Raw genomic sequence first — 12,492 nt, 5'->3', positions numbered from 1 at the left:
TTACTTGCGGTAGGTCACGGATTTCACCGCGTCCACCACCTGGGAGAGATGCGGCAGGGCCAGCTTCTCCAGGTTCGCGGCATAGGGCAGCGGCACATCGGCGGCGCAGACCCGGGCCGGCGGCGCGTCGAGGTAGTCGAAGGCCTCCTCCATCACCCGCATCGCCACCTCGGCACCGATGCCGGCATAGGGCCAGCCTTCCTGCACGATGACGAGGCGGTTGGTCTTCTTCACCGAGTTGACGATGGTCTCGGTGTCGAGCGGGCGCAGCGTGCGCAGGTTGATGACCTCCGCCTCGATCCCCTCGCCCGCCAGTTGCTCCGCCGCCTGCATCGCGAGGCCGACCTCGATCGAATAGGCGACGATGGTGACGTCCTTGCCCTCGCGCTCGATCTTCGCCTTGCCGATCGGCAGGACGAAATCATCGGCGGTCGGGCACTCGAAGGTCTGGCCGTAGAGGATCTCGTTCTCGAGGAAGATCACCGGGTTCGGGTCGCGGATCGCGGCGCGCAGCAGGCCCTTGGCATCCGCCGCCGACCAGGGCGCCATCACGATCAGGCCGGGCACGCTCGCATACCAGGCGGCGTAGTCCTGGCTGTGCTGCGCGGCCACGCGGGCGGCGGCGCCGTTCGGGCCACGGAAGACGATCGGGCAGGTGATCTGGCCGCCCGACATGTAGCGGGTCTTGGCGGCGGAGTTGATGATCTGGTCGATCGCCTGCATGGCGAAGTTGAAGGTCATGAACTCCAGGATCGGCTTCAGACCGTTCATGGCCGAACCCACCGCGATGCCGGTGAAGCCGTGCTCGGTGATCGGCGTGTCGATCACGCGGCGTGGGCCGAACTCGTCCAGCAGGCCCTGGGAGATCTTGTAGGCGCCCTGGTACTGCGCGACCTCCTCGCCCATCAGGTAGACGCGGTCATCGGCCCGCATCTCCAGCGCCATGGCGTCGCGCAGGGCCTCGCGCACGGTGATCGGCTTGGTCGGGCCCCAGTCCTTCTCCGGCGCCACCGGCTTGGCCGCGGCCTCGGGGCGCTCGGCCGCGCCCTTCTCGGCCACCTGCTTGTGGTCCTCGGCCTGCTTCGCCACATCGGTGTGCGCGGCGGCCGGGGGGGCGGGCTCGGTCGGCTGGTTGCCGCCGGCGCCCGGGGCGGCAGGCTTCGCGCCCTCTCCGCCGCCATCCAGTTCCGCGATCGGGGCATTCACGCTGACGCCCTCGGTGCCTTCGGGCACCAGGATCTTCGTCAGCTTGCCTTCGTCCACGGCCTCGAATTCCATCGTGGCCTTGTCGGTCTCGATCTCGGCGATGATGTCGCCGGACCTGACCTCGTCGCCTTCCTTTTTCAGCCAGCGCGCAAGCTTGCCCTCGGTCATCGTGGGCGACAGGGCGGGCATCAGGAGGGTGGCACCCATCTCAGCGGCTCTCCACCAGAACATCAGTCCAGAGTTCGGATTCGTCGGGTTCGGGCGAGGTCTGCGCGAACTCGGCGGCATCGGTGACGATGGCCTTCACCTCGTCGTCGATCTTCTTCGTCTCGGCCTCGTCCACGCCGAGCTCCTGCAGGCGCTTGCGGACCATCTCGATGGCGTCGTGCGTCTCGCGCATCTGCTGCACCTCGTCGCGGGTGCGGTACTTGGCCGGGTCGGACATGGAGTGGCCGCGATAGCGGTAGGTCTTCATCTCCAGCAAATACGGGCCCTTGCCCTCGCGGCAATGGGCCACGGCGCGCTCGCCGGCCTCCTTGACCGCCAGCACGTCCATGCCGTCCACCTGCTCGCCGGGGATGCCCCAGGGCGCGCCGTTCAGCGACAGGTTCTTCGAGGCCGAGGAACGCTCGACGCTCGTGCCCATGCCGTACTTGTTGTTCTCGATGATGAACACGACCGGCAGCTTCATCAGCGCGGCCATGTTGAAGCTCTCGTAGACCTGGCCCTGGTTCGACGCGCCCTCGCCGAAATAGGTCAGGCTGACATTGTCGTTCTGGCGATACCAATTCGAGAAGGCGAGGCCGGCGCCGAGCGAGACCTGCGCGCCCACGATGCCGTGGCCGCCGAAGAAGCCCTTCTCGACGCTGAACATGTGCATCGAGCCGCCCTTGCCCTTGGAATAGCCCGTGGCGCGGCCGGTCAGCTCCGCCATCACGCCGCGCGCCTCCATGCCCGTGGCGAGCATGTGGCCGTGGTCGCGATAGGAGGTGATCACCTGGTCGCCCGGCTTCAGGCACATCTGCATGCCCACCACCACGGCCTCCTGGCCGATATAGAGGTGGCAGAAGCCGCCGATCAGGCCCATGCCGTAGAGCTGGCCCGCGCGCTCCTCGAAACGCCGGATCAGCACCATGTCGCGATAGGCCTTCAACAACTCTTCACGCAAGGCGGATGGATCCTTGGACTTCCCGCGGCGCTGCTTGGAGGTCGGTTCGACGCCCTGGATCATGGGGGCCCTCTCGCTGCTGTCCTGATAGGCTATCTGCCGGTATTCGCGGCGATAGCTTTACTCGGCAGATACGCGGGAGACGGCGCGCCTGCAAGCGCACCCAAGCAGCCGGAGAGGTCGTAAGTAGTTGATGCTGCGTTGCAACAGGAGATTTTTCGTCTCTCTACCCGTAATTGTTCAGTCAAGAATGGCGGGTAGGGCCATCTATACATTTAAACTTCTAGATGACAGGCATGAGGACTTGAATCAGGCCGCAGCGAATCTTGTGCGCCGCACAACAACCCCTTTGGGCATTCCGCCACGGCCAGGAAAACCACGGCGGAGCCGGGTGGCGGATGGTTCAGAACAGGCGCTCGTTGGGCCCGTAGGGGATCACGATCTCGTCCTTGCCGACAACGTTCAGCAGGGCGCGGGCACGCTCGTCGAGCATGTCGCGGTCCAGGTGCTCCGCCCGCAGCCCGGCGACGCGGCGCTCCATCGCATCCCGCTCGGCCTCGGCCAGGCGCAACTCGGCCTTCGCGTCCTCGATCTGGGCCATGCGGACGGTCCGGGCCTCGGTGCCGCGCGAGCCGCTGATCGCGTGATGGGCGAAATAGGCGCAGATGGCCAGGAAGATCGCCGGCAGCACAGCCCCCTGCAGGCGTCTCTTGATCGACTTCAGCATGGTTGATCGCCCCCCCGAGCGATGAAAACCCCTCAATAGGCGAGAGAAGACACTCGCACATGCGAACGTGCAAGGGATTCAAGGCATAAGGATTGGTTTCGCGGTTCCACTGTGTCCCGGCCGCCCCGCCTGTCACTTTTCGTGGGGCGCAGGACGGGACGGCCCCTGGCCCCCGCCGGCCGCTTCGCGGGAAGCGGTGCGGGGCGCTCCCGGAGGAGCGCCCCGCTTCGTGCTCAGCCGCGCGGCAGCACGGAGCGGCCCGCATAGCGGGCGGAGGTGCCGAGGCCGCCTTCGATGCGGATCAGCTGGTTGTATTTGGCCAGCCGGTCCGAGCGGGACAGCGAGCCGGTCTTGATCTGCCCGCAATTGGTCGCCACGGCGAGGTCGGCGATGGTGGCGTCCTCGGTCTCGCCGGAACGGTGCGACATCACCGCCTTGTAGCCGGCGCGATGGGCCATCTCGACGGCCTCCAGCGTCTCGGTCAGCGAACCGATCTGGTTCACCTTCACCAGGATCGCGTTGCCGATGCCCTGCTCGATGCCCTGGCGCAGGCGCTCCGGATTGGTGACGAAGAGGTCGTCGCCCACCAGGTTGCACTGGGCGCCCAGCTTCTCGGTGAGAAGCTTCCAGCCCTCCCAGTCGTCCTCGGCGCAGCCATCCTCGATCGAGACGATCGGGAACTTGCCGCACAGCCCGGCCAGGTAATCGACCATGCCGGCGGCGTCGAGCTTCTTGCCCTCGCCTTCCATGTCATAGACGCCGTTCCTGAAGAACTCGGTCGAGGCGCAGTCGAGCGCGAAGACGATGTCCTCCCCGACGCGGTGGCCGGCCGCCTCGCAGGCCTGGGCGATGAAGCCCAGCGCTTCCTCGGCCGACTTCAGGTTCGGCGCGAAGCCGCCCTCGTCGCCCACATTGGTGTTGTGGCCGGCGTCGTGCAGCTTCTTCTTCAGCGCCTGGAAGACCTCGGAGCCCATGCGGACGGCATCGGCCTCGGTGCCGGCGGAAACCGGCATGATCATGAATTCCTGGATGTCGATCGGGTTGTCCGCGTGCTGGCCGCCGTTGATGATGTTCATCATCGGCACCGGCAGGGTGCGGGCGAAGACGCCGCCGACATAGCGGTAGAGCGGCACGCCCAGATCCGCCGCCGAAGCCTTGGCCACGGCGAGCGACACGGCCAGGATCGCGTTGGCGCCCAGGCGGCTCTTGTTGGGGGTGCCGTCGAGCTCGATCATGGTCTCGTCGATCTTGACCTGCTCGGTCGATTCCATGCCCGAGATGGCATCGAAGATCTCGCCCTCGACATTGGCGATGGCCTTGGCCACGCCCTTGCCGCCGTAGCGGGACTTGTCGCCGTCCCGGAGTTCCACGGCCTCATGGGCGCCGGTCGAGGCGCCCGAGGGGACGGCGGCGCGGCCGGCGGCGCCGGAATCCAGCACCACATCGACTTCGACCGTGGGATTGCCGCGCGAGTCGAGGACCTCGCGCGCGATGATATCGGCGATGGCGGCCACGGCAGGTATCCCTCTGTTGGTGTCCCGGTTATGGCGCATAGGGTGCCCGTCCGCCCAGGGCAAGAGTAGGGGGCAAGAGTAGGGGGCAAGAGTGGGGGAGCATCCCCGCCGGGATACCGGCCATGGACCGCGGCTGCCCGCCCCCATGGATTGACCGGATGGCGGCCGCCCTTCCCAATGCGCGGCTGCGGAGGCCGGCACGGTTGACGGGGGATTCGGAGGCTATGAGGCGACGCGCCCTGGGCGGCTTCCTGCTGCCGCTCCTTCTGCTCCCTGCCCTCCCTGCCCTGCCGCAGGGCGCCCCCGCCATGAACCGCGACCCGATGGCGATCCGCGCGGGGCGTTATCGCCTCGATTCCGCGCATGGCCGCATCACCTGGGCGGTGAACCATTTCGGCCTGTCGATCTATCGCGGACAGATCACCGGGATCGAGGCGCTGCTCGTGCTCGACCCGGCGAACATCGCCGGCACCTCGCTGGAGGTGACGGTGCCGGTCGATGGGCTGCGGACCCATGACGCGGATCTCGATCGGCACCTGCGGACGCCGGATTTCTTCGACCTCGCCCGCTTCCCGCAAGCGCGCTTCGTGGCGGAGAAGGTGGAGCGGACGGGGGACCGCGGCGCCCGGGTGCATGGGCGGCTGACCCTGCGGGGCGTGACGAGGCCGGTGACGCTGCGCGTCACCTTCAACGCCGCCGGGGTGCATCCGGTGAGCGGGCGCTACACGCTCGGCTTCGACGGCAAGGCGGCGATCCGGCGCTCGGAATTCGGCATGACCGGCTATCTGCCCGCCGTGGGGGACGAGGTGTCGCTGGAGCTGGAAGGGGAATTCCAGCTCCAGGAGTAGGAGGTCAGCCCGGCTTGGCCAGACGGTCGAACGCCATCAGGCGCTCGATCAGCGCGGGCATCTCGCGGACCGGGATCATGTTCGGCCCGTCGCTGGGCGCGTGGTCCGGGTCCTCGTGGCACTCGATGAAGACCGCCGCCACGCCCACGGCCACCGCCGCCCGGGCCAGGACCGGGGCGAATTCCCGCTGCCCGCCCGAGGAGGTCCCCTGCCCGCCCGGCTGCTGCACCGAATGGGTGGCGTCGAAGACCACGGGGAAGCCCGTTTCCGCCATGATCGGCAGGGCGCGCATGTCGGAGACCAGGGTGTTGTAGCCGAAGGAGGCGCCGCGCTCGCAGAGCATCACCTGGTCGTTGCCGGTGGAGGCCAGCTTGGCCGCCACGTTGCGCATGTCCCAGGGCGCCAGGAACTGGCCCTTCTTCACGTTCACCGGCTTGCCCGTCCGCCCAGCCGCCAGCAGCAGGTCGGTCTGGCGGCAGAGGAAGGCCGGGATCTGCAGGCAGTCCACCGCCTCCGCCGCCGGGGCGCATTGCGCGGCGTCGTGCACGTCGGTCAGCACGGGCAGGCCGGTGGCCTCCCGCACCTCGGCCAGGATGGCGAGCCCCTCCGCCATGCCGATGCCGCGGGCGGCATGGGCGCTGGTCCGGTTCGCCTTGTCGTAGGACGACTTGTAGATCATCCCGACCCCGGCCTTCTCCGCCATCTCCCGCAGGGCATGGGCGGTTTCCAGCGCATGGGCGCGGGATTCGATCTGGCAGGGGCCGGAGATGAAGGCGAGAGGCCGGTTGTTGGCGATCTCCGCCACCCGGCTGCCCGGGGCGCCGATGCGGACGGTGATCATACGAGCCGCGCCTGCTTCACCGCCGCGCCCACGAAGCCCGCGAAGAGCGGGTGCGGGGCGAAGGGCTTGCTCTTCAGCTCCGGATGGAACTGCACGCCGATGAACCAGGGATGGTCCGGGCGCTCCACGATCTCCGGCAGCACGCCGTCCGGCGACATGCCGGAGAAGCGGAGCCCGTGCTCCTCCAGCCGGTCGCGGTAGTTCACGTTCACCTCGAAGCGGTGGCGGTGGCGCTCCGTGATCTCGGCGGCGCCGCCATAGACCTGCCGCACCAGCGAGCCCTCGGCCAGGATGGAGGGGTAGGAGCCCAGGCGCATGGTGCCGCCCAGGTCGCTGGCCTCGTCCCGGCGCTCGGTGACATTGCCGCGCCGCCATTCGGTCAGCAGGCCGACCACCGGCTCGGCGCAGGGGCCGAATTCGGTGGAGGAGGCCTCCTTCAGCCCGGCCTCGTTCCGCGCCGCCTCGATCACCGCCATCTGCATGCCGAAGCAGATGCCGAGGAAGGGGATCTTGTGCTCGCGGGCGAAGCGGACGGCCTCGATCTTGCCCTCCGCGCCACGCTCGCCGAAGCCGCCGGGCACCAGGATGCCGTGCACGCCCTCCAGCCGCTCCACCGCGCCACCGGTCTCGAAGACCTGGGCATCCACCCAGTCCAGCTTCACCTTGACGTTGTGCGCGATGCCGCCGTGGATCAGCGCCTCGTGCAGCGACTTATAGGCGTCGAGCAGGTTGGTGTACTTGCCCACCACCGCGAGCTTCACCTCGCCCTCGGGGTGGTTGAGGCCGCGCACGATCCGCTGCCAGCGGCTCAGGTCCGGCTCGCCATAGGCGGACATGTCGAAATGGCGCAGGACCTCGCGGTCCAGCCCTTCCTCGTGATAGCTCAGCGGCACCTCGTAGATGCTGCTGGCATCCAGGGCGGGGATCACGCTCTCGGGGCGCACATTGCAGAACAGCGCGATCTTGCGGCGCTCGTTGTCCGGGATCTGGCGGTCGCAGCGGCAGAGCAGGATCTGCGGCTGGATGCCCAGGCCCAGCAGTTCCTTCACGCTGTGCTGGGTCGGCTTGGTCTTCAGCTCGCCGGCCGAGGAGATGTAGGGCACCAGCGTCAGATGGATGAAGAGGCTCTGCCGGTGGCCGAGCTCGTTGCCGAGCTGCCGCAAGGCTTCCAGGAAGGGCAGGCTCTCGATGTCGCCGACCGTGCCGCCGACCTCGACCAGCACGAAGTCGTAGTCCTCGGTCTCGGCCAGGACGCCGGCCTTGATGTGGTCGGTGATGTGCGGAATGACCTGGACGGTGCCGCCCAGGTAGTCGCCGCGGCGCTCCTTGGCGAGCACCTCCGAATAGATGCGCCCGGAGGTCCAGGCATCCGCCTGGTTCGCGTGGACGCCGGTGAAGCGCTCGTAATGGCCGAGGTCGAGGTCGGTTTCCGCCCCGTCATCGGTCACGAAGACCTCGCCGTGCTGATAGGGGCTCATCGTCCCCGGATCCACGTTGAGGTAGGGGTCGAGCTTGCGCAGGCGGACCTTGTATCCGCGCGCCTGCAACAGCGCCGCGAGGGAGGCGGCGGCGATGCCCTTGCCGAGGGAGGAGACCACGCCGCCGGTGATGAAGATGAACCGCGTCATGGGAGGCCGTCATAACCCTTTTCGGGGGCGGCCGGCTACACGCATGGCACGCGGGAGGGCCATGCGTGGATCAAACCCGCGCGGGTGTTGAACCGCGCGGGGATCGATGCAGGGGCCGCTCAGTTGTTCGGCACGGTGGGGCCGGACGGATTCGCCGGCAGGGCCGGGAGGGCCGGGGGCGCGCCCGGCGCCGGGGCCACGGGGGGTGCGGCGGGCGCGCCGGCGGCCGGGGGCGGGTTGTTCAGGATCGAGCTGCCGCCGCTCTGGCTGGCGCCACGGTTCATCAGCGCCAGCGCCATGGCCAGCACCATGAAGAGCGTGGCCAGGACCGCGGTGGAGCGGGTCAGCAGGTTGGCGGTGCCGCGCCCGGTCATGAAGGCGCCCATCCCCTGGGAGGAGCCGATGCCGAGGCCGCCACCCTCGCTGCGCTGGAGCAGCACCACGCCGATCAGCGCGAGGGCGACGAAGAAGTGCAGGACGAGCAGGACGGTGGTCATGGTGCCCCGGCTTCTACCCGTCCCGCGTGACCGTTGCTACCCCGGCCGAGCGGCCCGGCCGGGGTTTTGCGCCCGAATCCGGCCTGGGTCAGCCAGCGGCGGCGGCGATGGCCAGGAAGTCGGCCGCCACCAGGGAGGCGCCGCCCACCAGCGCGCCATCCACATGCGGCAGGGCCAGGATCGCCCTGGCGTTGGAAGGCTTCACCGAGCCGCCATAGAGCAGCCGGGTGCCCTGCCCCGCCTCGCCGAAGCGGGCCACCAGCTCCTGCCGCATCCGGGCATGCATGGCGGCGATGTCCGCCTCGGTGGGCGTCTTGCCGGTGCCGATGGCCCAGACGGGCTCATAGGCCACCACGCCCTTCGCCGCCGTGAAGCCATCCGGCAGGGAGCCGGCGATCTGCCCGGCCACCACGGATTCGGCCTCCCCGGCATCGCGCTGGGCCTCGCTCTCGCCCACGCAGACGATGGGGATCAGCCCGGCGGCGATGGCGGCCTCCGCCTTGGCCTTCACCAGCGCATCCGTCTCCCCATGGTCGGCGCGGCGCTCGGAATGGCCAAGGATGACATAGGCGCAGCCCGCATCCGCCAGCATCGGGGCGGAAATGTCGCCGGTATGGGCTCCCTTCTCCTTTGGCGAGCAGTCCTGCGCCCCGACCGCGACGGGCTGGAAGGCGATGGCGGCGGCCGCCGCGTGGATATGGACGAAGGGCGGACAGACCAGCAGGTCCGCCGCGCCGGTCACCGCCCCCGCCCCTTGGCGCACCGCATCGGCGAGGCTGGCGGCCTCCCTGGCGGTGCCGTTCATCTTCCAGTTGCCGGCGATCAGCGGGCGGATGCCAGGGGTCATCGAAACCTCTCCGAGTGTTTCATTCGCTCTCCCCGGCGGTATCCCGGGCGGTGGAGGTTTGGCAACTCCGCCCGCCTCCGCTAAGGCGTGCCCCCGACCCGGCGTACCGTGCCGGACCCTTCTTCTTTCGGGCGCCCCCGGGCCGCCCCAGGGACTTGCCGGACCGAGATGCTCACCGCCTTCCGCCGCCTCGCCGGGACATGGTTCGCCAAGGGCCTGTTCCTGCTGCTGATCCTCTCCTTCGGCATCTGGGGGATCGAGGATGTCGTGCGCAATTTCGGCCGCGACAGCGCCGTGGCGCGGGTGGACGGGCAGCCGATCGAGCTGGCCGAGGCCCAGGCGGCGGCGCGGCGGCAACTGGCGCAGTTGCAGCGGCAGCTCGGCCCGGACTTCGCCATCAACGACGCCGTGCGGCAGACCGCGGCCCAGCAGGCGGTGGCGGCCCTGGTCAACCAGCGCATCGCCTCGGCGGAATCCGACCGTATGGGCATCGCCGCCTCCGACGAGGCGGTGCGGGACTATGTCTTCACCATTCCGGCCTTCCAGGCCGGCGGGCAGTTCAGCCGCGCCATCTTCAACCAGTTCCTGCGCGGCAACGGGCTGGACGAGAACGGCTTCCTCGCCCTGGTGAGGCGGGAGCTGGAGCGGCAGCAGATCGTCACCTCGCTCCGCGCCGGCATCCATGCCCCGGATGCGCTGGTGAAGCCCCTGCTGGCGCAGGCGGGCGAGCGCCGCGTGGTGGAGCTGGCGATCCTGCCGCTGTCCGACGCCCCGGAGCCCCCGGCCCCGACCGAGGAGCAGCTCCGCCGCTTCTGGGAAAACAACCCGCAGCAGTTCTCCACGCCGGAATTCCGCACCGCGACCGTGGCCCGGCTGGCCGCCGAGATCGTGATGAAGGACGTCCAGGTCACGGATGAGGAGATCGCCCAGGCCTATGCTGCCGCCGGCGACCGCTTCCACACGCCGGAGCGCCGGACGCTGGAGCAGGTCCTCTTCCCCAGCGGCCCCAGGGCGGAGGAGGAGGCCCGGGCCCTGGCCGAGGCATGGAAGGGCGGCGCCGATTTCGCCGCGATCAGCGACAGGGCGAAGGCGGAGGGCGGGCAGCCGGTGGAGCTGGGCACGCTCTCCCAGGCCGAGATCCCGGTGCCGGAACTGGCCCAGGCGGGTTTCGCCACGCCGGAGGGCGTGGTGTCAGCGCCGGTGAAGTCCTCCTTCGGCTGGCATGTGCTGAAGGTGGTCAAGGTCGAGCCACCGGCGGTGCGCAGCCTGGATCAGGTGCGGGACGAGCTGCGCAACGAGCTGGCCCAGAGCAAGGCGGCGGACCTGGCCTTCGAGCGCATCAACGGCGCCGAGGACGCGCTGGCCGGCGGCGCGAAGCTGGCGGAGGCGGCGAAGCAGTTCGGCATGGAGGCCGGCACGGTGACGGTCGATGCCACCGGCCATGCCCCGGACGGGCAGGCCGCCACGCTCCCGGTGCCGGACTATGCCCGGGACGAGACCCTGGCCGCCATCTTCGCCGCGCAGCCCCGGCAGCCCGCGCGGATGGAGGAATCCAAGGCCGGGGCCGGTTTCGTGGGCGTCGAGCTGGATTCGGTCCAGCCCCCGCCCCCCGGCCCTTCGAGCAGGTGCGGGACGCCGTCCGCACCGCCTGGATCGAGGACGCCCGCGCCCATGCCCAGGAGGAGAAGGCGGCCGCCCTGCTCGCCGCGGTCAAGGACGGCCGCAGCCTGGAGGAGGCGGCGAAGGAGGCAGGGGTGATCGCCCTGCGCAGCGATCCCTTCGGCCGCGACGGGCGCAACGAGGCCGGCCCCCGCGTGCCGCCCGAGCTGCTGAACCAGATCTTCGGCACGAAGCTCAACGACGCCACCATGGCCCGCACCGCCCAGGGCTTCGCCGTGGCGCAGGTGCTGGAGGTCACGCCGGGCGATGTGAACGACGCCGCCGCCCTGCGCGCCTTCCGTGGCCGGATCGAGGCCAGCATGGGCGACGAGCTGGAGACCGAGTACCTGAGCGCCCTGCGCGACCGCACCCCGGTGCAGGTCAACGAGGCGCTGCTGCCGCAGGTCGCCGGGGGAATGCCGTGACGCCGCGCCACCCGCTTGATCACGGGGCCGGGAGGCGGAACACTGCCCGGCCATGATCCCGAACGCCACTCTTTCCCGTCCCGGCCCGAACAGGGGCCGGCCATGAGCGACACCTCCCTCAAGCCGGTGCTAGCGCGCCTCGCCCAGGGCGAGACGCTGGACGAGGCCGAGGCGGAGCGGGCCTTCGGCATCATCATGAACGGCGAGGCCACGCCGGCGCAGATCGCGGGGCTGGTGATGGCCATGCGGCTGCGCGGCGAGACGGTGGCCGAGATGACCGGCGCGGTCCGCGCCATGCGAACCCGCATGGTTCCCGCCGAGGTGCCCCCCGGCGCGGTGGACATCGTCGGCACGGGCGGTGACGGCGCGGGGACGCTGAACATCTCCACCGCCGCCGCCATGGTGGTCGCGGGCTGCGGCGTGCCGGTGGCCAAGCATGGCAACAAGGCGCAGTCCTCGCGCTCCGGCACGGCGGATGCCTTCTCGGCCCTGGGGGTCAATCTCGACATCCCCTTCGAGCGCATCCCGGCGGTGATCCGCGAGGCCGGGATGGTCTTCCTGATGGCGCAGCGCCACCACGCGGCCCTGCGCCACGCCGCCGGGCCGCGCGTGGAGCTCGGCACGCGCACCATCTTCAACCTGCTCGGCCCCCTGGCAGATCCCGGCGGGGTGAAGCGGCAGATGACCGGCGCCTTCGCCCCGCAATGGCTGCGCCCGATGGCCGAGGCCCTGGGGCGCCTGGGCAGCGAGCATGCCTGGCTGGTGCATGGCCAGGGGCTGGACGAGCTGACCGTCAGCGGGCCCAGCCAGGTGGTGGAGCTGCGCGATGGGCACCTGCGGGAATTCACCGTCTCGCCGGAGGATGTGGGCCTGCCGGTTTCCCCGGTGGAAACCCTGCGCGGCGGCGATCCGGAGCGGAACGCGGCCGCGCTGCTGGCGCTGCTGGATGGCGTCGCCAGCCCCTATCGCGACTGCGTCGTGCTGAACGCGGCCGCGGCCCTTGTGGTGGCGGGCCGGAGCGACGATCTGCGCGAGGCGGCCCGGATGGCCGCCGCCTCCATCGACCAGGGCGCCGCGCGCGGCGTGCTGGAGCGCCTCCGCACCGCCACCGCATCCTGACCACCCCCGCCAC

12 protein-coding genes are annotated in these 12,492 nt (G+C 69.9%); 4 read left to right on the top strand and 8 right to left on the bottom strand.

The genetic code is table 11. The annotated features are described in order from the left end of the window. The 4 genes from MVG78_RS12715 to eno form a co-directional block, all read right to left on the bottom strand. Positions 1 to 1,413, bottom strand: coding sequence for a pyruvate dehydrogenase complex E1 component subunit beta (locus MVG78_RS12715; RefSeq protein WP_247551990.1), 1,413 nt, complete (start codon positions 1,411 to 1,413; stop codon positions 1 to 3). Between the two features lies 1 nt (position 1,414). Next, the gene (gene pdhA, locus MVG78_RS12710) at positions 1,415 to 2,341 is read right to left on the bottom strand and encodes a pyruvate dehydrogenase (acetyl-transferring) E1 component subunit alpha (protein WP_428480811.1); all 927 of its coding nucleotides are present in this window, start codon (positions 2,339 to 2,341) and stop codon (positions 1,415 to 1,417) included. Positions 2,342 to 2,777: 436 nt separating this feature from the next. After that, positions 2,778 to 3,101, bottom strand: a complete 324-nt coding sequence (locus tag MVG78_RS12705; protein ID WP_247551986.1) for an FtsB family cell division protein — start codon at positions 3,099 to 3,101, stop codon at positions 2,778 to 2,780. Positions 3,102 to 3,334: 233 nt separating this feature from the next. Further along, positions 3,335 to 4,615, bottom strand: coding sequence for a phosphopyruvate hydratase (gene eno, locus MVG78_RS12700; RefSeq protein WP_247551984.1), 1,281 nt, complete (start codon positions 4,613 to 4,615; stop codon positions 3,335 to 3,337). 224 nt (positions 4,616 to 4,839) lie between these two features. On the opposite strand from eno, the gene MVG78_RS12695 reads away from it, so the two are divergent. Further along, complete coding sequence (locus MVG78_RS12695; protein WP_247551982.1) at positions 4,840 to 5,463, top strand: YceI family protein; 624 nt, start codon at positions 4,840 to 4,842, stop codon at positions 5,461 to 5,463. A 4-nt stretch (positions 5,464 to 5,467) separates the two neighbouring features. Here the strand turns inward: MVG78_RS12695 and kdsA are convergent, their stop codons facing one another. The 4 genes from kdsA to tpiA form a co-directional block, all read right to left on the bottom strand. Further along, positions 5,468 to 6,304 (bottom strand): 3-deoxy-8-phosphooctulonate synthase, encoded by an 837-nt coding sequence (gene kdsA / locus MVG78_RS12690; protein ID WP_247551980.1) that lies wholly within the window; start codon positions 6,302 to 6,304, stop codon positions 5,468 to 5,470. After that, the gene (gene pyrG / locus MVG78_RS12685) at positions 6,301 to 7,932 is read right to left on the bottom strand and encodes a CTP synthase (RefSeq protein ID WP_247551978.1); all 1,632 of its coding nucleotides are present in this window, start codon (positions 7,930 to 7,932) and stop codon (positions 6,301 to 6,303) included. The genes kdsA and pyrG overlap by 4 nt, the downstream gene beginning before the upstream one ends. A gap of 119 nt (positions 7,933 to 8,051) precedes the next feature. Continuing rightward, positions 8,052 to 8,429: a preprotein translocase subunit SecG gene (secG, locus tag MVG78_RS12680; RefSeq protein WP_247551976.1), complete on the bottom strand. Its 378-nt coding sequence runs from the start codon at positions 8,427 to 8,429 to the stop codon at positions 8,052 to 8,054. Positions 8,430 to 8,517: 88 nt separating this feature from the next. Then, positions 8,518 to 9,264, bottom strand: coding sequence for a triose-phosphate isomerase (gene tpiA, locus MVG78_RS12675; protein ID WP_247560427.1), 747 nt, complete (start codon positions 9,262 to 9,264; stop codon positions 8,518 to 8,520). A 180-nt stretch (positions 9,265 to 9,444) separates the two neighbouring features. On the opposite strand from tpiA, the gene MVG78_RS12670 reads away from it, so the two are divergent. The 3 genes from MVG78_RS12670 to trpD all read left to right on the top strand — a co-directional run bounded on the left by MVG78_RS12670 (position 9,445) and on the right by trpD (position 12,479). Next, positions 9,445 to 11,034, top strand: coding sequence for a peptidylprolyl isomerase (locus MVG78_RS12670; protein ID WP_247551974.1), 1,590 nt, complete (start codon positions 9,445 to 9,447; stop codon positions 11,032 to 11,034). Then, positions 11,031 to 11,360, top strand: coding sequence for a hypothetical protein (locus tag MVG78_RS12665; protein ID WP_247551972.1), 330 nt, complete (start codon positions 11,031 to 11,033; stop codon positions 11,358 to 11,360). Before MVG78_RS12670 ends, MVG78_RS12665 begins: the two co-directional genes overlap by 4 nt. A gap of 102 nt (positions 11,361 to 11,462) precedes the next feature. Next, positions 11,463 to 12,479: an anthranilate phosphoribosyltransferase gene (gene trpD, locus MVG78_RS12660; RefSeq protein ID WP_247551971.1), complete on the top strand. Its 1,017-nt coding sequence runs from the start codon at positions 11,463 to 11,465 to the stop codon at positions 12,477 to 12,479. Positions 12,480 to 12,492: the final 13 nt, after the last annotated feature.

This window comes from Roseomonas gilardii subsp. gilardii, from assembly GCF_023078375.1.
GTDB classification, from domain to species: Bacteria; Pseudomonadota; Alphaproteobacteria; order Acetobacterales; family Acetobacteraceae; genus Roseomonas; species Roseomonas gilardii.
This window is presented reverse-complemented; position numbering and strand designations above follow the sequence as displayed.

Coding starts and splice junctions, on each gene's coding strand:
- MVG78_RS12715 (WP_247551990.1), bottom strand. CDS start 1,413: ATGGGTGCCACCCTCCTGATGCCCGCCCTGTCGCCCACGATGACCGAG.
- pdhA (WP_428480811.1), bottom strand. CDS start 2,341: ATGGTGCTGATCCGGCGTTTCGAGGAGCGCGCGGGCCAGCTCTACGGC.
- MVG78_RS12705 (WP_247551986.1), bottom strand. CDS start 3,101: ATGCTGAAGTCGATCAAGAGACGCCTGCAGGGGGCTGTGCTGCCGGCG.
- MVG78_RS12695 (WP_247551982.1), top strand. CDS start 4,840: ATGAGGCGACGCGCCCTGGGCGGCTTCCTGCTGCCGCTCCTTCTGCTC.
- kdsA (WP_247551980.1), bottom strand. CDS start 6,304: ATGATCACCGTCCGCATCGGCGCCCCGGGCAGCCGGGTGGCGGAGATC.
- pyrG (WP_247551978.1), bottom strand. CDS start 7,932: ATGACGCGGTTCATCTTCATCACCGGCGGCGTGGTCTCCTCCCTCGGC.
- secG (WP_247551976.1), bottom strand. CDS start 8,429: ATGACCACCGTCCTGCTCGTCCTGCACTTCTTCGTCGCCCTCGCGCTG.
- MVG78_RS12670 (WP_247551974.1), top strand. CDS start 9,445: ATGCTCACCGCCTTCCGCCGCCTCGCCGGGACATGGTTCGCCAAGGGC.
- trpD (WP_247551971.1), top strand. CDS start 11,463: ATGAGCGACACCTCCCTCAAGCCGGTGCTAGCGCGCCTCGCCCAGGGC.